Genomic DNA, 18,279 nt, shown 5'->3' with positions numbered 1-18,279 from the left:
CGTCAGTGAATCTGCGACGACCCCTGCAGCGGGCCCGCGCCCGGCGACGCCGAGGCTGCGCCCACCGGATTCCTGCCGTCCGCCACCGCGGGGGGCTGCGCCACAGGCGCCTCGACCGCAGGCGGCGCGGCGGCGCGGTGGCCGGGCGACACCGGGCGTATCAGCGGGGACATCACGGCGGCGCCCGCAAGGAGCGGCGCCGTCAGCTCGTACACCGAATCGCGGGAGCGCGGCTGTGCGGGGGCGCCCGGCAGCAGCGGTCCTGTGACCTCGGTCGGCGCGACGGGCGCCGAGAGGACGCCGGGGCGCTGGCCCTGCACCGACAGCGGATTGCCGCCGCCGCGACGCCGCGCGGAGTCGGAGGTCGCGGGGGTGCCCGACCCCTGGGTGCGCTGCGGCGTCACGTTGCTGCCGGAGCCGCCCGCGCGGGAGTCGCCCGTGTCGGCGGGGACGCCGGCCGTGACGCCGCCGAGCGCTATGGCGGCCAGCGACACCGCGCCCGCCGCCGCGAACGCGAAGCGGCGCCCCCGCCAGGAGGGACGCTCCGGATCGGGCCTGCCGACGTCATGGATGCGGAAGCCCCGCTGCTCGCTGGGGAGCACCGCGGCGTGGGCGCCGGAGGGGACGTACCCCACGAAGGGCTCACGGCTCACGCCGAAGAGCCCGGGCCGCGGTAGTCCCACGGAGTCGGTGTCTCCCGTGGCGAAGCCTCCACCGTCACCGAGCCCCGCGGGCGGCTCGGCGCCGCCTCCTGGAAGACCCTGGAGACGGGCGAGGAAGCTCGCGGACGGCGGCGGCGGGGCCGCCTGCGCGAAGACGTTCTTCAGGCGGCGCTGGGCGTCCGCCTCGGTCTTGCACATCGGACAGGTCGCCAGATGTGCGAGGACGCGCTCGCGCGCGTCGTGTCCCAGCTCGCCGTCCACGAGGGCTGCGAGCCGGTCCCCCAGATGCTGCTCGGCCTCGGCCAGTTGCCGATCGGCAGGATTCGACCGTGATCCACTCACGCGGTCGCGCCCCCTCCTCCCAGCGCCACGGCTCCGGTGACCGCGAGCGAACGACGCTCCGCGCGGGCCTCGGGAGACCGGTGCTGGAGAGCCTTGCGCAGCTGCGAGCGGCCCCGGTGGATACGGCTGCGGACCGTACCGAGCTTGACGCCGAGGGTCGCGGCGATCTCCTCGTACGAAAGGCCCTCGATGTCGCAGAGGACCACGGCGGCCCGGAATTCGGGCGCGAGGGTGTCGAGTGCCTGCTGGACGTCCGCGTCGAAGTGCGTGTCGTTGAAGACCTGCTGCGGCGACGGCTCGCGGCTCGGCAGCCGCTCCGCGGCGTCGTCCCCGAGGGCGTCGAAGCGGATCCGCTGCTTGCGGCGCACCATGTCCAGGAAGAGGTTCGTGGTGATGCGGTGCAGCCAGCCCTCGAAGGTGCCGGGGGTGTACGTCGAAAGGGACCGGAAGACACGGACGAAAACCTCTTGGGTGAGGTCCTCGGCGTCGTGCTGATTGCCGGTCAGGCGGTACGCCAGGCGGTACACGCGGCCGCTGTGCGTGCTGACGATCTCCTCCCAGGTGGGCGGAGTCCACACCTGCGATTCCGCGTCAGCGGCAAAGGTCGCGGTCTGAGCGGAGTCGTTGGCACGGATGCGGTCAGCGGTGTCGGTCACGGATTTCGGCTCACCCGCCAACCTGAGAAAACGCCGGAGCGCTCCTCCCCGATCCGCGGACGTAGCCGCACCTCCCCTGTCGGCTCTGGTGGTGTCCAGTGGAGCCCCTACCATAACCACCTCGCCCGTTAGCTCCGGATAAGCGTTTTTACGTGAATTTGGTACGGGCTTCCGCGCAGGTGTCCTGCCGCTTCGACGCGCCCGCTTCCGGTCTTGATCCATCCGTTACCCCCGTTGCGCTCCCACCCCCTCATAACGCCCGGTCCCATCTGCGGGTTCCCGCCCCCAACGGATACAGTCACGGCCAGGCAACCACGGGGACAGGAGAGGGCCATTACCGGCAACCGGCAGACGAGCTGGGCGTTCGCCGACGCCTTTGTCGCCGAGGACGAGGCGCTGCGCTGGGCTCGGGACCGGGCTCGGGAAGCGGGGCTGCCCTCGGTGTCGCCCGGCACCGGCGCCGCGCTGCGCATGCTCGCCGCCACGGCTGACGCGAAAGCGGTGGCCGAAATCGGTACGGGCACCGGGGTGTCGGGGATCCATCTGCTGCACGGCATGCGGCCCGACGGCGTGCTCACCACGGTCGACCCCGAGCCGGACCGCCAGCAGTTCGCCCGCCAGGCCTTCCGCGCCGCCGGCTTCGCGGGCAACCGCGCGCGGTTCATCCCCGGGCGCGCCCTCGACGTCCTGCCCCGCCTCGCCGACGGCGGCTACGACCTCGTGTTCTGCGACGGCGACCGCATGGAGTCCCTCGAATATCTCGCTGAATCGTTGCGCCTGCTGCGGCCCGGCGGGCTCGTCTGCTTCGAGGGCGTCTTCGCGGACGGCAGGACCGTGGACTCCGGTCCGCAGCCGGTCGAGGTCCTGCACCTGCGGGATCTGCTGCGGACGGTACGTGAGAGTCCTGACCTCGTGCCGTCGCTGCTCCCTGTGGGGGACGGGCTCCTCTGCGCCGTCAAGCGGTAGCGCTCCGCTGGTCGAGCAGTTCTCTGATCCGCGGGTCCTGATCCGCGGGTCCTGATCCGCGGGTCCGATGTCGTTGCTCGCGCCGTTCCCCGCGCCCCTTCGGGGCCCGGAAAACAGCACTGCCCCGGCTCGTCGTACGATGCCGGGGCAGTGGAAAAGTGTGGGCGCTTCCGCGTCAGCCGACGACCTTCTTCAGGGCGTCGCCGAGCGCGTCGGCCTCGTCCGGAGTCAGTTCGACGACAAGTCGTCCGCCGCCTTCGAGCGGAACGCGCATGACGATGCCCCGCCCCTCCTTGGTCACCTCGAGCGGGCCGTCGCCCGTCCGCGGCTTCATGGCCGCCATGCTCGTTCCCCTTCCTGAAACCAGCTCATCGCAGCCGACAACCCAGGTGTCACCGGCATCGAACACATTGCTTCCAGGCCATTATCCCGCATGGCAGGACCCGATGACCAACATCGGTCGGCATCGCTTGCGCAACGCGCGCCCGCAAAACCACTCAATTCGGCGATGTGGCTGCGATACTGCGCCGCCCCATACGCCCCACAGGCCCGGAATTCTTTGACGCAGGTCACATATCCGCCCTCGTGCCCGACCTCGATGATCTCCGTCATGCTGAGCTCCTACCTACTGGACCAGCGGAGGGGACCACCATGGCCGACAGCGTGCTCTACGAGGTGAGCGACGGACTCGCGACGATCACGATCAACCGTCCCGAGGCGATGAACGCCATGAACACCGAGGCCAAGGTCGCCCTGCGGGAGGCCGCGCGGTCGGCCGCCGCGGACCCGGCCGTGCGCGCGGTGCTGCTCACCGCGAACGGGCGCGCCTTCTGCGTGGGCCAGGACCTCAAGGAGCACATCGGCAATCTGGCCGCGGACCGCGAGGCGGGCACCGGGCAGACGATGAGCACGGTCAAGGAGCACTACAACCCCATCGTGCGGGCGCTCACGAGCATGCCGAAGCCGGTCGTGGCGGGCGTCAACGGCGTCGCGGCGGGGGCCGGCCTCGGCTTCGCGCTCGCCGCCGACTACCGCGTGGTCGCGGACACCGCGAAGTTCAACACCTCCTTCGCCGGGGTCGCCCTGACGGCCGACTCGGGCGTCTCCTGGACGCTGCCGCGTGTGATCGGCCCCGGCCGGGCCGCCGATCTGCTGCTCTTCCCGCGCAACATCGACGCGCAGGAGGCGTACGACCTGGGGATCGCCAACAGGGTCGTGCCCGCGGCCGACCTCGCCGCCGAGGCCGCGCAGGTGGCCCGCGCCCTGGCCGAGGGCCCGACGCTCGCCTACGCGGCGCTCAAGGAATCCCTCGCCTACGCGGCGGGCCACTCCCTGGACGAGGCGCTGGACAAGGAGGACGAGCTGCAGGCGAAGGCGGGCGCGTCCGAGGACCACACCATCGCCGTGCAGGCCTTCATCGCCAAGGAGAAGCCGAAGTACCTCGGCCGTTAGGCGATGGGTGACGCCTCGCGGGCCACGCAGTCCGCGAGGTGGTCGTCGACCAGGCCGCAGGCCTGCATCAGGGCGTACGCCGTGGTGGGGCCGACGAAGCGGATGCCGCGCTTCTTGAGCTCCTTGGACAGGGCCGTGGACTCGTCGGTGATCGCGGGGACGTCGGCGAGGGTCCGCGGGGCCTTGCGGGTCGCGGGGTCCGGTGCGAACGACCAGATCAGGGAGTCCAGTTCGCCCTCGGGCCAGTCGGCGAGCACGCGCGCGTTGGCGAGGGTCGCGTCGATCTTGGCGCGGTTGCGGATGATCCCGGGGTCGGCGAGGAGGCGGTCGCGGTCCTCGTCCGTGAACCGGGCGACCGAGGCGATCTCGAAGTCGGCGAAGGCGGCGCGGAAGCCCTCGCGGCGGCGCAGGATCGTGATCCAGGAGAGGCCGGACTGGAAGGCCTCCAGGCAGAGCCTCTCGTACAGCGCGTCGTCGCCGTGGACCGGGCGGCCCCACTCCTCGTCGTGGTACGCCACATAGTCCTCGGTGGACAGGCCCCACGGGCAGCGCAGGGCGCCGTCCGGGCCCGGTACGGCGCCGTTCTCGGTGCTCACTGGTCGTCGCCCTTCTTGTCCTCGGGGGCCTTGCGTGGTTCGTACCCCTCGAAGAGGGCGGGGCCCGCGACCGCCGTGGCCTGGGCGCCGGCCAGGGCCGCCTCCAGTTCGGCGATGCGGGAGTCCCGCTCGGCCAGCTCGGCGCCGAGGCGGCCGAGCACGTCGTCGACGTCCGCCATGCGGTAGCCGCGCAGGGTCATCGGGAAGCGGACCTCCTCGATGTCGGCGCGGCGCAGCGGGCGGTCCGGGGGCAGGGGGTCGGTGAACTGCTCGGGCGCGGCGTCGGGCAGGGCTCCGCTCTCGCCGCCGCCGACGACGGCGAGGGTCACCGCGCCGACCACCACGACGAGGGCGATGACCAGGAACAAGAACAAGACCATCTTCAGGCCCCCACGCTCGACTGCCCGTGCTCAAACTGTCAGGGTCCGATCGTGCCATGCGGCACCGACAGTTAAGGTCGCAGGCGGCCGAACCGCGACAAGGACCCAGGAGGGCCACAGGGGATGCTCAGGCTTGGCAGGCGCGAGTTCGACGTGCACGAACCGGTGATCATGGCGATCGTCAACCGGACCCCGGACTCGTTCTACGACCAGGGCGCCACGTTCCGCGACGAGCCCGCGCTCGCCCGCGTGGAGCAGGCGGTCGCCGAGGGCGCCGCCATCATCGACATCGGCGGGGTCAAGGCCGGCCCCGGCGAGGAGGTGACCGCGCAGGAGGAGGCGCGGCGCACGGTCGGCTTCGTCGCCGAGGTGCGCAGGCGGTTCCCGGACGTGGTGATCAGCGTCGACACCTGGCGGCACGACGTGGGCGAGGCGGTGTGCGAGGCGGGCGCCGACCTGCTCAACGACGCCTGGGGCGGCGTCGACCCGAAGCTCGCGGAGGTCGCCGCGCGGTACAAGGTGGGCCTGGTGTGCACGCACGCGGGCGGCGCCGAGCCGCGGACGAGGCCGCACCGCGTCACGTACGACGACGTGATGACCGACATCCTGCGCGTGACGGTCGGCCTGGCCGAGCGCGCGGTCGATCTCGGCGTCCCCCGGGAGTCCGTGATGATCGACCCGGGGCACGACTTCGGCAAGAACACCCGGCACAGCCTGGAGGCCACCCGCAGGCTCGGCGAGATGGTGGACACGGGCTGGCCGGTCCTGGTCTCCCTGTCCAACAAGGACTTCGTGGGCGAGACCCTGGACAAGCCGGTCAAGGAGCGAGTGATCGGCACCCTGGCGACGACGGCGGTCTCGGCGTGGCTGGGCGCGCAGGTGTACCGCGTCCACGAGGTCGCGGAGACCCGCCAGGTCCTGGACATGGTGACGACGATCGCGGGCCACCGAACCCCCGCCGTGGCCCGACGCGGGCTGGCCTGAGCACACCGCGACTCACCGCAGCCGTACGGAGCCCGGCACAGCCGCACGAAGCCCGAGAGGCGCCCCGGCGCCGAACGGCGCGAGCGCGGCACCAAGGAACGGGTCGAGGCAGGTCCTGGACATGGTCGCGACGATCGCGGGGCACCGGGTCCCCGGCGCGGGCCGACGCGGGCCGGCCTGAGGGGTCATGTCCCCGCGCACGCGAGCGGGCCCCCGGCGGTGATCCGCCGAGGGCCCGGGTGAACTCCCCTTCGGGGAGTTCTACTTGCCGACTTCCTTCGTCACCAAGGAGATCGCCTCGTCCACGTCGTCCGTGACGTGGAACAGGAGCAGGTCGGCCTCCGAGGCCTTGCCCTGGGCGATGACCGTGTTCTTCAGCCAGTCGATCAGGCCGCCCCAGTACTCCGAGCCGAACAGGACGATCGGGAACCGCGTGACCTTGCGGGTCTGGACGAGGGTGAGCGCTTCGAAGAGCTCGTCCAGGGTGCCGAGGCCGCCGGGCAGGACCACGAAGCCCTGCGCGTACTTCACGAACATCGTCTTGCGGACGAAGAAGTAGCGGAAGTTCACGCCGATGTCGACGTAGGGGTTCAGGCCCTGCTCGAAGGGCAGCTCGATGCCGAGGCCGACCGAGATGCCCTTCGCCTCGACGGCACCCTGGTTGGCGGCCTGCATCGCGCCGGGCCCGCCGCCCGTGATCACCGCGAAGCCGGCCTCCACGAGCGCCTTGCCGATCGCGACCCCGGCCTCGTACTCCGGAGCGTCCTTGGGGGTGCGCGCCGAGCCGAACACGCTGATCGCGGGCGGGAGTTCGGCGAGCGTGCCGAACCCCTCGATGAACTCGGACTGGATGCGCAGGACCCTCCAGGGGTCGGTGTGCACCCACTCGGAGGGCCCGTCGGAGTCGAGGAGACGCTGGTCGGTGGTGCCGGCCTGCACCTGGTCCCGCCTGCGCAGGACCGGCCCGAGCCGCTGCTCCTCGGGACGCTTCCCGGCGGTGACCTCATCGGGGTTGCTCATCGTCTGCTCCCTCCATGCGTACGTGACTCACAGCGTAGGTCTACGCGGGTTACCACAGAGGGACCTCGGAGTGTCAGGAGGTGAGCCAGGCCCGCAGCGTCTCCTCCGCCTCGGGGATCCGCGCCGCCTCGACACGCTCGTCGACCTTGTGCGCGAGCAGCGGATTGCCGGGGCTGAAGTTGACCGCGGGCACACCGAGCGCGCTGAAGCGGGAGACGTCCGTCCAGCCGAACTTGGCGCGGGGCTCGCCGCCGACGACCGCCACGAAGGCCGCGGCCGCCGGGTGCGTGAGGCCGGGGCGGGCCGCGCCCGTGTGGTCGTCCACGATGAACTCGTCGATGCCGCAGTCCGCGAAGTAGTCGCGTACGAAGGCGAGGGCCTCCTCCTCGCTGCGGTCGGGTGCGTAGCGGTAGTTGACGACGACGGTGCACTCGTCGGGGATGACATTGGTGGCGACGCCGCCCTCGATGCGGACGGCGTTGAGGCCCTCGTGGAACTGGAGGCCCTCGACCACCGGCTTGCGCGGCTCGTACGCGGCGAGCTTCTGGAGGATGGGGGCGGCCGCGTGGATGGCGTTGGAGCCCATCCACGCGCGCGCGGAGTGCGCCCGCACGCCCTTGGTCTTCAGATGGACCCGCAGCGTGCCCTGACAGCCGCCCTCGACGAGGCCGTCGGTCGGCTCCAGGAGGATCGCGAAATCGCCCGCGAGCCAGTCGGGGTGGGCCTCGGCGACGTGCCCGAGGCCGTTGAGGTGCGCGGCCACTTCTTCATTGTCATAGAAGACGAAGGTGAGGTCGCGGTTGGGCTCGGTCACCGTCTGCGCGATGCGCAGCTGGACGGCGACGCCCGACTTCATGTCGCAGGTGCCGCAGCCCCACAGCACGCCGTCCTCGTCGAGCCGCGAGGGGACGTTGTCGGCGATCGGCACGGTGTCGATGTGCCCGGCGAGGACGACCCGCTCGGCGCGGCCCAGGTTCGTGCGCGCCACCACGTTGTTGCCGTGCCGGTCGACCGTGAGGTGCGGCAGGGCGCGCAGGGCCGTCTCGATGGCGTCGGCGAGCGCCTTCTCCTCGCCGCTCGGGGACGGGAAGTCGACCAGCCGCGCGGTCAGCTCCGCGGCGTCGAGCGTGAGGTCAAGCGGTGTGTGAGGCATGCCGACGACCCTAACGCCAGACGGCGCGCCGGGCTGTCAGTGGACTCCAGTACCTTGGACGCGTGCCTGAGCCCCCCACCCTCCTCCGGCGCGACCGTCTCCTCCGTATCGGGACCGCGGTCGCCGTGCTGCTCGCCGTCGCGGGCTATGTGGCGGTCCAGTACGTGTACGGGGGCAAGCCCGCTCCCCGGTGCACGGTCGTCTCGGGCAACGGCGACGGAGCCAGTTACGAATTCACGGCCGAACAGGCGGAGAACGCCGCGACGGTCGCCGCGGTCGGCACCTCGCGCGGCATGCCCGAGCGCGCGGTGACCATCGCGCTCGCCACCGCCCTGCAGGAGTCGGGCCTGCGCAACATCACGCACGGCGACCGGGATTCGCTCGGCCTCTTCCAGCAGCGGCCCTCGCAGGGCTGGGGCGACGAGCGGCAGATCATGGACCCGGCGTACTCGGCGGCCCGGTTCTACGAGCACCTGGCCGAGGTACCCGGCTATTCGCGGCTGCCCCTGACCGTCGCCGCGCAGCGCGTGCAGCGCAGCGGCTACCCACAGGCCTACGCCAAGCACGAGCCGGACGCCGCGCTCCTCGCCGCCGCGCTCACCGGCCGCTCCCCCGCCGCCTTCAGCTGCGAGGGCCGCCCCGGCACCGACCCCGGCGGCCCCGCGGAGGTACGGGCCGCGCTCGTCCGCGACTTCGGCCGCGAGGTGCGCCCCGACGCCGCCCGCGGACGCGCGGTGACGGTCCCCGTGCCCGCCCCGATGACCGACGGAAGGCCCCCGCAGCGCGGCTGGGAGCTGGCGCACTGGGCCGTGGCGCAGTCCTCGGCGCTGCGCATCGAGCGGGTCTCGTACGGCGGCCGTGAATGGCGGGCCGACGGCTCGGGTGCCTGGCGGGAAGTGACGCCGGACGGGGCCGCGGGGCCCGGCAAGAGCGCCGACGAGGTCCGAATCGTCACTGGGCAGTAGTGCGGCGGATCACTCGATCGGGGCACGGAGATCACGTCGGCTCGACGCCGCGCGGGGCTGTGCCGCACCCCTCCCCCGTCATCCCCAAATCCCTTGAGAACAAAGGGGATTAAGGATTCCTCGGGCATTCGAATCGGGGGCCGTTTGCCCGTTTTTATCCGCAGCCGATTATGCGACGCATTGCCAACTCTTTGCGTTGGCCCACCGCAACCTTCGCGGGCTTCGAGCGGTAGTCACTGCGTCTGATCGCCGGAACCCATCCGGTGGAACGCCGGAGTCGATCCGGCCGGACACACCAACGTTCTCTCCCGTCTGAAGGAGCATCATGTCCCTCCCCCTGACCCGCCGGATCGCCCGTGCCGCGCTGCTCAGCGCAGCGGGTGCAGCTTCCGTGGTCGGTGCGGCCGGCTCCGCGAGCGCCGTTGACCTTCCGGCCGCCCCCGACCTGGGCGGTCTGACCGCCCTGGACGGCGCGGGCCTCGGCAACACCGTCGACGGTGCGGCTCAGAACGTCAGCGGCCTCGCGGGCGACGCGGGCAGCAAGGCCGTGAAGAAGGCCGTCCCGACCGCGGGCAAGGCCGTCGGCAAGGGCGCCAAGACCGCGACCCCCGCCGCCCAGAAGGCGGCCGGTGACGTCGCGGGCAGCGCGGGCGAGGTGCTCGGCGAGACCGCGGGCGCGGCCACCGAGGGCGGCCTGCCCACGGACGCGCTGACCAAGGGTGGCCTGCCCACCGACGCGGTCACCAAGGGCGGTCTGCCCACCGGTGGCCTGCCCTCCACCGACCAGCTGCCCCTCAAGGGCCTGCCGCTCGGCGGCTGATCCCCCGGTACACGCGCGAAGGGCCCGGAGCCAGTGGCTCCGGGCCCTTCGCCGTGCTCACGGGCGTCTCACGCCAGGCGCTCGACCGCCGCCGCGACCCGCTCGTCCGACGCCGTCAGCGCCACCCGTACGAAGCGGTCGCCCGCGGGGCCGTAGAAGTCGCCGGGCGCCACCAGGATGCCGAGGTCCGCGAGGTGGGCGACGGTGTCCCAGCAGGACTCCTCGCGCGTGGCCCACAGGTACAGGCTCGCCTCGCTGTGCTCGATGCGGAAGCCGTGCTTCAGGAGGGCGTCGCGCAGGGCGGTGCGCCGGGCCGCGTACCGCTCGCGCTGCTCGCGCACGTGCTCGTCGTCGCCGAGCGCCGCCACGACGGCGGCCTGGGTCGGCGCGGAGGTCATCATGCCGCCGTGCTTGCGGATCTGCAGCAGATCGCCGAGCACGTCCGCGTCACCGGCGATGAACGCCGCGCGGTAGCCCGCCAGGTTGGACCGCTTGGAGAGCGAGTGGACGGCGACGATGCCCTCGTACGAACCGCCGCACACGTCCGGATGCAGGACCGAGACCGGCTCGGCCTCCCAGCCGAGCTCCAGGTAGCACTCGTCGCTGACGAGCAGTACGCCGTGCTCGCGCGCCCAGGCGACGGTGCGGGTGAGCTCCTCGCGCGTGAGGACCCGGCCGGTCGGGTTCGAGGGCGAGTTGAGCCACAGGAGCTTGAGGTTCGTGGGGTCCAGGTCCGTCGGCTCGTCGTACGCGACGTAGTCGGCGCGGGCCAGACGCGCGCCCACTTCGTACGTCGGGTAGGCCAGGCGCGGGTAGGCGACCACGTCGCCCGGACCGAGGCCCAGCTGCGTCGGGAGCCAGGCCACCAGCTCCTTGGAGCCGACCACCGGCAGGACGTTGCGGTGCGTGAAGTCCCGTGCGCCGAGCCGCCGTTCGCACCAGCCGGTGATCGCGTCGCGCAGCTCGGGGGTGCCCCACACCGTCGGATAGCCCGGCGAGTCCGCGGCCGCGATCAGCGCTTTCTGGATCAGCTCGGGCACCGGGTCGACCGGGGTGCCCACCGACAGGTCGACGATGCCGCCGGGGTGGGCGGCCGCGGTGGCCTTGTACGGCTCGAGCTTGTCCCAGGGAAAGTCGGGAAGGCGGTCGCGCAGCGACTCGTTGGAAGGGTGGCGGTGGGAGACGGGTGGGTGGTCGGAGGCTGCTGACACGTGCTGACTCCCGTGCTGGTACTGGTCGTTGCAAATGCCTCGGTCCCGCACGGCGAAGAGGCCGTACGGGACCGGGGCGACGCTCTGTCTGCCGTTACTGGTTCTGCGGCGGAAGCGCGGCGATGAAGGCGTGGTCGCGCTCGATCAGGCCGAGCTTGCTCGCGCCGCCGGGCGAACCGAGCTCGTCGAAGAACTCGACGTTCGCCTTGTAGTAGTCCTTCCACTCCTCAGGAGTGTCGTCCTCGTAGAAGATCGCCTCGACCGGGCAGACCGGTTCGCAGGCTCCACAGTCGACGCATTCGTCCGGGTGGATGTACAAGGACCGGGAGCCCTCGTAAATGCAGTCGACCGGGCACTCCTCGATGCACGCCTTGTCCTTGACGTCGACACAAGGCTGCGCGATGACGTAGGTCACGCTGTCGTTCCTCCTCGATACGGGCGTTGGCGGGCCGTCCTCAGGCTCCGCTCGCCTGGCGCGCGGGAGCGCGGCGTCGTCGATGCCCGCCCCTAGTATCTCCGTTCCCGGGCAAGATCCGAACAGGAGGGGCGTACAGAGCTGTGGAATTCACTGCGGGCGGACAACTCGAGGTCCGCATCACCCCTGCTGACGTGGGTAAACGAGTGTCGGTACGACGCCTGAGCGGCGGCTTCACGGCCGGCGACAAGTTCACTGACACGGTGGGCGTTCTCACATCGTGGGACGACGGTGTGGTGCTCATCACACGACGGAACGGTGAGAGCGTCCGGATTCCGGAGCGAACTCTGGTGGCGGGCAAGGTCGTACCGGCCGCGCCCGCCCGCAGACGGGGCCCCGCCGCCTCGTACGAGGAACTGGCGCGGGTGTCCGCGCGGTCCTGGCAGCCGGTGGAGAGGGAGGCGCTCGGTCAGTGGGAGCTGCGGGCGGCAGCCGGATTCACCCGGCGGGCCAACTCCGTGCTGCCCCTTGGTGATCCGGGAAGGCCGCTCGACGAGGCGCTTTCGCATGTGCGCGAGTGGTACGCCGCCCGGGAGCTGCCCGCGTACATCCAGACCGCGACCGGCGCCGAGGGCACCCAGGAAGTGCTCTGCGCCGCTCTGGAGGAGCGCGGCTGGGAGCGCGAGGTCACCGCGGAGCTGCACATCGGCGCTCTCGCCCCGGTCGGCGATCTGGAGGCGGACGTGGACCGCGTCCGGCTGTCGCGCTCCTTCGACGAGCCGTGGCTGCGCCGGTACAAGCGGTTCGGGGTTCCGGGACCTCATGTGCTCAAGGTGCTGGCGAGCGGGCCCTCGGTGTGGTTCGCTTCCGTGCCCGGGAGCGGTGACTCCCCGGCCGCGATCGGGCGGTGCGTGGTGGACGGGCGCTGGGCGGGATTCATGGCGGTCGAGGTGGACCCCGGACATCGGCGGCAGGGGCTCGCCACCGCGGTGATGGCCGCGCTGGCACGCCAAGCCCTGTCCGAGGGCGCTTCGGCGGCCTGGCTGCAGGTCGAGGCGGACAACGACGGCGCGCGGGCGCTGTACGGCGGGATGGGCTTCGCGGCGCATCACGCCTATCACCACTACCGGTACGGGTCGGCCTGAGCCGGAGCGGCACAGCGCCGCATGGCACAGAACGGCACGGCACGGCGCTGAACAACATGGAACAGCACGGCAGAGCACGGCAACAGCGCCCCGCGAGGGCATGAGACACGAGGCACGTATGCACGCGGAGTCCGGCGAATGGCGACGGCGGTTCGCCGAAGAGGCACGGTCGGAGCGGCCCGGTCTCGCGCTGCTGTGCCTGCTGATCGGCACCGAGGCGGACCCCTCCCTCGACGAGGAGGGGATCGACGCCGCCGAGATCGAGCTCGACCGGCTGGCGGGTCTGCTGCCGTTCCGCCCCGGCGGGCCGCGCGCCTGGGCGTCCGCGCTCGCCGAACTCCTCGGCGAGCAGCACGGGTTCGAGGGCACGCCGGGTGACTACCAGCGCCTCGACTCCTCGCTCCTGCACCAGGTGCTCCGGCGCCGCAGGGGGCTGCCGATCCTGCTCTCCGTGGTGTGGATGGAGGTGGCGCGGCGCGCGGGCGCCCCGGTGTACGGGGTGGCGCTGCCGGGCCACTTCGTGGTCGGCTTCGGCCCTCGGGACGAGCAGGTGCTCGCCGACCCGTTCGACGGCGGCCGGCTGCTCACCGGGGCCGACGCGGAGCTGCTCGTCGCCGGTACGGCGGGCACGGGCATCCAGCCGTCGATGCTGACGCCCGCCGATCCGCTGAACATCGTGCAGCGCATCCTGAACAACATCCGCGCCTGGGCGGCTGCCCGGCCCGAGCGTTCCGACGTAGCCCTGTGGGCCCTCGAGCTGTCGCTCCTGCTGCCCGCCCATCCGGCGCGACTGCGCTATGAGCGGGCCCAACTCCTCGTCCAGCGGGGTGACTTCCTCGGCGGCGCGGAGGAGCTCGACGCGTACGCGGATGTGGTGACGGCCGTCGAGCCGACCACCGCGGAGCGGGTGCGCCACCAGGCGCGGGCCGCGCGGGCGATGCTGAACTGACGTATCGATCGGCGCGAGGGGGCACCAGGGACGTATGCACCCCCGACCCCCTGGAACCACCGAGTGGCGGCGGCTCTTCGCGGCCGAGGCCGGGGCCTCGCGGCCCGATCTGGCGCTGCTGTGCCTGCTGATCGGCACCGAGGCGGATCCTTCGCTGGACGAGGCGGGCATCGACGCGGCGTCGCGCCTGCTCGACCGGCTCGCGGAACAGGCCGCGCCCGGCCACCGGTCCCGCCGCTCCGACGACCCCCGCGCCTGGGCGTCGGCCCTTGCCGAACTCCTCGGCGGGCGCTGCGGGTTCAAGGGCAGACCCGGCGACTACCAACGCCTGGAGTCCTCGCTCCTGCACCAGGTCCTGCGCCGCCGCAGAGGCCTGCCGATCCTGCTCTCCGTGCTCTGGATGGAGGTGGCGCGGCGCGCGGGCGCCACCGTCCACGGGGTGGCGCTGCCGGGCCACTTCGTGGTCGGCTTCGGCCCCCTGGACGACCAGGTGCTCGCCAACCCCTTCGACGGCGGCCGCGTCCTGACGGGCACGGACGTCGAGCTCCTGGTCACGGCGGCCACGGGCGCCCCGCCCGTGCCCTCGATGCTGCGCCCCGCACAGCCTCTGGACATCGTCGGGCGCATCCTCAACAACATCCGGGCCTGGGCCGCGCCCCGCCCCGAGCACGCCGACGTCTCGCTCTGGGCGATCGAACTCTCCCTGCTCCTGCCGTCGCCGCCGCCCCGGCTGCACTACGAGCGCGCCCAACTCCTCGTACAGAGCGGGAACTTCCTCGTCGGCGCCCGGGAGCTCGACACCTACGCCGAGCAGATCGCGGCGGAGGAGCCGGCCACCGCCGACCAGGCGCGACGGCAGGCGGTGCGGGCGCGGGCGATGCTGAACTGACCTGCGGGGGGCTGTGCGTTGCGGGACAGTGGGTCGTTGCGGGGCAGTCGACCGTTGCGGGGTCAGAGCCAGCCCTTGTCCCTCGCGACCCTGACCGCCTCCGCGCGGTTGCGGACCGCGAGCTTCTGGATCGCCGTCGAGAGGTAGTTGCGGACGGTGCCCTGAGAGAGGTGCAGGGCGGCGGCCAGTTCGGCGTTGGTGGCGCCGTCGGCGGCCGCGCGCAGGATCTCGCGCTCGCGGTCGGTGAGCGGGTTCGCGCCCCCCGCGAGGGCCGCGGCCGCCAGCGTGGGGTCGATGACGCGCTCCCCCGCGAGCACCTTGCGTACGGCTTCGGCGAGTTGGGCCGCGGGCGCGTCCTTGACCAGGAAAGCGGAGGCGCCGGCCTCCATGGCGCTGCGCAGATAACCGGGGCGGCCGAAGGTGGTGAGCACGACCACCTTCAACCCGGGGAAGGCGGCGTGCAGTTCGGCCGCCGCCTCGATGCCCGTCATGCCGGGCATCTCGATGTCGAGCAGCGCCACGTCCACGTCCTGGGCACGCGCCGCGGCGAGCACCTCGTCGCCGCGGGCGACCTGGGCGACGACCTCGATGTCCGGCTCCAGGCCGAGCAGGGCGGCGAGCGCCTCCCGGACCATCGACTGGTCCTCGGCGAGGAGGACCTTGATGGCGCCGTCCGCGCCGCTGTCGCCGTTTCCGCTGTTGCCGCCGTTTCCGCTGCTCATGAGGGGGATCCTACGGCTGCACCCGCCAGGGGCACGCGGACCGCCAGACGAAAGCCTCGGCGGGCACCGGGCCCCGTCTCAAGGACTCCGCCGACGGCCTCCACGCGCTCGGCGAGGCCCGTCAGGCCGTTGCCCGCGGCCGCGCCGGGACCGCCCGCCCCGTCGTCCTCCACGGACAGCTCCAGGAGCCGCCCCGCGAGGGTCTGGCGGGCCGTGAAGGTGACCGTGCAGTGATAGGCCCCGCTGTGCCGCACGACGTTGGTCACGGCCTCGCGCAGCGCCCACGCCAGCGCCGCCTCCCCTTCCTCGCCCGGCAGTTCGGCGGGGGCCTCCAGCGGGACGTCGGCCTCGATGCCCGCGGCGGTCAGGGCCGTGCGGGCGCCCGCGAGCTCGCCGGCCAGGGTGCGCCTGCGGTAGCCGGAGACGGCCTCGCGGACGTCCACCAGGGCCTGGCGGCTGACCTGTTCGATGTCGGCGACCTGCTGGGCGGCCTTGTCGGGGTGGTCGGGGAGCATCCGCCCGGCGAGCTCGCTCTTGAGCGTGATCAGGGAGAGCGAGTGGCCGAGCAGGTCGTGCAGGTCCCTGGCGAGCCGCAACCGCTCTTCGTTGGCGGCGAGTTGGGCGACGGTGGCGCGTGCCTGCCTCAGCTGGATCGTCGTACGGATCAACTGGCGTACGCCGGACATCGCGAAGCCCACCAGGAGGGTGATCACCCCGAGGTTGGTGATCAGGTCGCCGAGGCCGTCGTCGCGCAGGCCGACCAGGACCATCAGGACGGTGACCGCGGGGACGACCCAGAGCGTGTACCGCATCGGCAGGACGGCCCCCGCGGAGACCGAGACGTACACGAAGAGGCCCAGCCAGTGGTCGCCGAAGCTGAGGGCGAGGACCACGGCGAGGGCCACGAGCAGCCCGAAGGAGGTGATGACACCGCCCCACTGGAGGATCCTGGTGGTGTAGCGGAAGACGAGGGTCAGATAGCAGACCACGAAGACCGCGAGGCCGAGCGAGCCGAGCACCGTGGCGAGGGGCGTGTGGCGGCCCGCGGCCAGGTCCTGGATCGGGGAGCTCAGGAAGACCAGCCAGACACCGATCCAGCCCGCCTTCGTGAGGAACTGGCGGCGGCCCCGGGGCGGCCGCCCGAAGGTGTAGACGGGGTGGAGCTCGTTGCACTCAGCGGCTGTCTCTTTCACGCCTTCAGTGTGTCCTTCCGGTACAGCCACGCCGCGCCGCCCGCGAAGAGGACGAAGTAGGCGACCAGGAGCGTGACGTCCTTCGCGTGCGGTGCGTCGCCCAGTTCGATGGCCTGCCCGAGGGCGGCGTACGCGTGGGTGGGCAGCCAGGACGAGGTGCTCTGCAGCCACTGCGGGAACGTCGCCGTCGGCATCCACAGGCCGCCGAGGATGGAGAGCCCGAAGTAGATGATCATCGTGATCGGGCGGACGGCGTCACCGGACGCGAGATAGCCGATGGCCACGCCGAGCGCCGCGAAGCAGAGGCTGCCCGCCCAGATCGCACCGGTCAGCGCCAGCCACTGCCAGGCCTCGAAGTGGATTCCCTTGAACACGGCGGCGACCACGAACACCACGACGATGGACGGCAGGCTCACCACCGCCGCGCTCGCGGTCTTCGCGAGGACGTAGCCGCGACCCGGCAGGGTCGTCAGGCGCAACTGCCGCACCCAGCCGCTCTCGCGCTCCTTGGCGATGCGCTCGCTGTTGCCCATCAGTACGGCGGTCAGGGCGCCGAAGGACGCCATCGAGACCATCATGAAGGCGGGTACGGAGAGGCCGCCCGAGCCCGGGATCTCGTCGGAGTTGCTCTGGCTGCCCGCGATGATCACGAAGAGCACCGACGGATAGATCACGGAGAAGAAGAGGAACTTGCGGTTGCGCAGAGCGCGGGTGATCTCCAGCTTGATGAGGCTGTTCATGCCGTTCACGCCTTTCACGCGGTCCTGGCCTCTTCGGCGGCGGTGATCGCCACGAAGGCCTGCTCCAGGCCGAGCCCGGCCACTTCGAGGTTGCGGGGGTAGAGGCCGAGCCCGTACAGCGCGTGCACGGTGGCGTCGGCGTCCGTCGACTGGAGGCGGACCGTGTGGCCCGAGATGTCGAGGGTGGTCAGGAAGGGCAGCGCGCGCAGCTGCTCCGTGCGCTCGGGGTCGATCCGCTCCAGGTCGAACGCGACCTTGCGGGCGCCCGCCTTCGCCTTGATCTCGGCGGCGGTGCCGTCCGCGAGGAGGCGGCCGCGGTGCAGGACCAGGACGCGGTCGGCGATCGCGTCGGCCTCCTCCAGGTAGTGCGTGGCGAACAGGACCGCACGGCCCTGGTCCGCCTGCTCGCGCATGGTGGCCCAGAACGCCTGGCGGGAGGTGACGTCCATGCCGGTGGTCGGCTCGTCGAGGACGATGAGGTCGTTCTCGCCCGCTGTGGCGAGCGCGAAGCGGACGCGCTGCTCCTGGCCGCCGGAGAGCTTGTCGACCTTGCGGTCGGCGATCTGCGTGATGCCCGCGTGGGCGAGCACGTCGTTCACGCGGTGGGGCCTGGGGTGCAGGTCGCAGGCGAGCTTGACCAGCTCGCGCACGGTCACCTCGCCCATCAGGCCACCGCTCTGCAGCATCGCGCCGACCCGGCCCGCGGTGATCGCATCGCGCGGCGTCGTCCCGAAGACCGTCACCGTGCCGCTGTCCGGGCGCCGCAGGCCGAGCAGCAGGTCGAGGGTGGAGGACTTGCCCGCGCCGTTCGGCCCGAGCAGTGCCACCGTCTCGCCCGCGTGGAGGTCGAGGGTGAGCCCGTCGACGGCGCGGACGTCGCCGTAGCTCTTGGTCACCCGCTCGAAGGCCACCGCGGTGGTGGCGGGCGGTGCCGTGATCGTCTTCATGTCCACCATCGTGACAAAACCGCAGGTGGCGGCGGCAGTGTCGAGTGTGGTGTCTCTGGGATGACAGATGTC

At 72.0% G+C, this 18,279-nt stretch carries 22 protein-coding genes; 8 read left to right on the top strand and 14 right to left on the bottom strand.

The window, feature by feature from the left end; genetic code table 11:
• Positions 1-2: 2 nt before the first annotated feature.
• Together AB0B50_RS10370 and sigE are read right to left on the bottom strand one after the other, a co-directional pair.
• Positions 3-1,004, bottom strand: a complete 1,002-nt coding sequence (locus AB0B50_RS10370; protein WP_362328413.1) for a zf-HC2 domain-containing protein — start codon at positions 1,002-1,004, stop codon at positions 3-5.
• Complete coding sequence (gene sigE / locus AB0B50_RS10365; protein ID WP_362328411.1) at positions 1,001-1,774, bottom strand: RNA polymerase sigma factor SigE; 774 nt, start codon at positions 1,772-1,774, stop codon at positions 1,001-1,003. Before sigE ends, AB0B50_RS10370 begins: the two co-directional genes overlap by 4 nt.
• 153 nt (positions 1,775-1,927) lie before the next feature.
• Here sigE and AB0B50_RS10360 point away from each other — a divergent pair, with 153 nt between their 5' ends.
• The gene (locus tag AB0B50_RS10360) at positions 1,928-2,626 is read left to right on the top strand and encodes an O-methyltransferase (RefSeq protein WP_362329149.1); all 699 of its coding nucleotides are present in this window, start codon (positions 1,928-1,930) and stop codon (positions 2,624-2,626) included.
• Between the two features lie 175 nt (positions 2,627-2,801).
• Here the strand turns inward: AB0B50_RS10360 and AB0B50_RS10355 are convergent, their stop codons facing one another.
• Positions 2,802-2,969, bottom strand: coding sequence for a DUF3117 domain-containing protein (locus AB0B50_RS10355; protein ID WP_003966491.1), 168 nt, complete (start codon positions 2,967-2,969; stop codon positions 2,802-2,804).
• On the bottom strand, positions 2,957-3,238 hold the full coding sequence (locus AB0B50_RS10350) for a hypothetical protein (RefSeq protein WP_362328409.1): 282 nt from the start codon (positions 3,236-3,238) through the stop codon (positions 2,957-2,959). The genes AB0B50_RS10355 and AB0B50_RS10350 overlap by 13 nt, the downstream gene beginning before the upstream one ends.
• 39 nt (positions 3,239-3,277) lie before the next feature.
• Here AB0B50_RS10350 and AB0B50_RS10345 point away from each other — a divergent pair, with 39 nt between their 5' ends.
• Positions 3,278-4,078, top strand: a complete 801-nt coding sequence (locus AB0B50_RS10345; protein ID WP_362328407.1) for an enoyl-CoA hydratase-related protein — start codon at positions 3,278-3,280, stop codon at positions 4,076-4,078.
• Here the strand turns inward: AB0B50_RS10345 and AB0B50_RS10340 are convergent.
• Both AB0B50_RS10340 and AB0B50_RS10335 read right to left on the bottom strand, forming a co-directional pair.
• Positions 4,075-4,674 carry a DNA-3-methyladenine glycosylase I gene (locus AB0B50_RS10340; RefSeq protein ID WP_362328405.1) on the bottom strand — a complete coding sequence of 200 codons (600 nt, stop codon included), beginning with the start codon at positions 4,672-4,674 and terminating at the stop codon, positions 4,075-4,077. The two genes, AB0B50_RS10345 and AB0B50_RS10340, sit on opposite strands and share 4 nt — an antisense overlap.
• A complete protein-coding gene (locus tag AB0B50_RS10335; protein ID WP_362328403.1) occupies positions 4,671-5,054 on the bottom strand; it encodes a DivIVA domain-containing protein in 384 nt (127 codons plus the stop codon). The genes AB0B50_RS10340 and AB0B50_RS10335 overlap by 4 nt, the downstream gene beginning before the upstream one ends.
• Positions 5,055-5,177: 123 nt before the next feature.
• On the opposite strand from AB0B50_RS10335, the gene folP reads away from it, so the two are divergent.
• Positions 5,178-6,038, top strand: coding sequence for a dihydropteroate synthase (gene folP / locus AB0B50_RS10330; protein ID WP_362328401.1), 861 nt, complete (start codon positions 5,178-5,180; stop codon positions 6,036-6,038).
• A 261-nt stretch (positions 6,039-6,299) separates the two neighbouring features.
• Here folP and AB0B50_RS10325 read toward each other — a convergent pair whose 3' ends face one another.
• Both AB0B50_RS10325 and dapE read right to left on the bottom strand, forming a co-directional pair.
• Entirely contained in the window at positions 6,300-7,058 is a 759-nt protein-coding gene (locus AB0B50_RS10325; protein ID WP_362328399.1) for a TIGR00730 family Rossman fold protein, read from the bottom strand.
• A gap of 73 nt (positions 7,059-7,131) precedes the next feature.
• Positions 7,132-8,211 (bottom strand): succinyl-diaminopimelate desuccinylase, encoded by a 1,080-nt coding sequence (gene dapE, locus AB0B50_RS10320; RefSeq protein WP_362328397.1) that lies wholly within the window; start codon positions 8,209-8,211, stop codon positions 7,132-7,134.
• 62 nt (positions 8,212-8,273) lie between these two features.
• Between dapE and AB0B50_RS10315 the strand changes: the two genes are divergently transcribed.
• Both AB0B50_RS10315 and AB0B50_RS10310 read left to right on the top strand, forming a co-directional pair.
• Positions 8,274-9,176: a heavy metal transporter gene (locus AB0B50_RS10315; protein WP_362328396.1), complete on the top strand. Its 903-nt coding sequence runs from the start codon at positions 8,274-8,276 to the stop codon at positions 9,174-9,176.
• 325 nt (positions 9,177-9,501) lie between these two features.
• Positions 9,502-9,996: an ATP-binding protein gene (locus AB0B50_RS10310; protein WP_362328394.1), complete on the top strand. Its 495-nt coding sequence runs from the start codon at positions 9,502-9,504 to the stop codon at positions 9,994-9,996.
• Positions 9,997-10,064: 68 nt separating this feature from the next.
• On the opposite strand, the gene AB0B50_RS10305 is transcribed toward AB0B50_RS10310, so the two are convergent.
• Positions 10,065-11,207 (bottom strand): bifunctional succinyldiaminopimelate transaminase/glutamate-prephenate aminotransferase, encoded by a 1,143-nt coding sequence (locus AB0B50_RS10305; protein ID WP_362328392.1) that lies wholly within the window; start codon positions 11,205-11,207, stop codon positions 10,065-10,067.
• A 94-nt stretch (positions 11,208-11,301) separates the two neighbouring features.
• Positions 11,302-11,622, bottom strand: a complete 321-nt coding sequence (fdxA, locus tag AB0B50_RS10300) for a ferredoxin (RefSeq protein ID WP_030573070.1) — start codon at positions 11,620-11,622, stop codon at positions 11,302-11,304.
• Between the two features lie 143 nt (positions 11,623-11,765).
• Here fdxA and AB0B50_RS10295 point away from each other — a divergent pair, with 143 nt between their 5' ends.
• The 3 genes from AB0B50_RS10295 (at position 11,766) to AB0B50_RS10285 (ending at position 14,605) form a co-directional block, all read left to right on the top strand.
• Positions 11,766-12,767, top strand: coding sequence for a GNAT family N-acetyltransferase (locus tag AB0B50_RS10295; RefSeq protein ID WP_362328390.1), 1,002 nt, complete (start codon positions 11,766-11,768; stop codon positions 12,765-12,767).
• Between the two features lie 118 nt (positions 12,768-12,885).
• On the top strand, positions 12,886-13,716 hold the full coding sequence (locus tag AB0B50_RS10290; protein ID WP_362328388.1) for a transglutaminase-like domain-containing protein: 831 nt from the start codon (positions 12,886-12,888) through the stop codon (positions 13,714-13,716).
• 34 nt (positions 13,717-13,750) lie between these two features.
• Complete coding sequence (locus AB0B50_RS10285; RefSeq protein ID WP_362328386.1) at positions 13,751-14,605, top strand: transglutaminase-like domain-containing protein; 855 nt, start codon at positions 13,751-13,753, stop codon at positions 14,603-14,605.
• A 62-nt stretch (positions 14,606-14,667) separates the two neighbouring features.
• Here AB0B50_RS10285 and AB0B50_RS10280 read toward each other — a convergent pair whose 3' ends face one another.
• From AB0B50_RS10280 to AB0B50_RS10265, 4 genes are read right to left on the bottom strand one after another with little or no spacing between them, the layout of a single operon-like run.
• On the bottom strand, positions 14,668-15,327 hold the full coding sequence (locus AB0B50_RS10280) for a response regulator transcription factor (protein WP_362328384.1): 660 nt from the start codon (positions 15,325-15,327) through the stop codon (positions 14,668-14,670).
• Entirely contained in the window at positions 15,324-16,520 is a 1,197-nt protein-coding gene (locus tag AB0B50_RS10275; RefSeq protein WP_362328382.1) for a histidine kinase, read from the bottom strand. Before AB0B50_RS10275 ends, AB0B50_RS10280 begins: the two co-directional genes overlap by 4 nt.
• Positions 16,517-17,260, bottom strand: a complete 744-nt coding sequence (locus AB0B50_RS10270) for an ABC transporter permease (RefSeq protein WP_362328380.1) — start codon at positions 17,258-17,260, stop codon at positions 16,517-16,519. The genes AB0B50_RS10275 and AB0B50_RS10270 overlap by 4 nt, the downstream gene beginning before the upstream one ends.
• A 14-nt stretch (positions 17,261-17,274) precedes the next feature.
• A complete protein-coding gene (locus AB0B50_RS10265; RefSeq protein ID WP_362328378.1) occupies positions 17,275-18,207 on the bottom strand; it encodes an ABC transporter ATP-binding protein in 933 nt (310 codons plus the stop codon).
• Positions 18,208-18,279 lie beyond the last annotated feature (72 nt).

Source organism: Streptomyces sp. NPDC041068 (assembly GCF_040647455.1).
GTDB lineage: Bacteria > Actinomycetota > Actinomycetes > Streptomycetales > Streptomycetaceae > Streptomyces.
The sequence above is the reverse complement of the archived record's forward strand: the minus strand, read 5'-3'. Positions and strand labels throughout refer to the sequence as shown.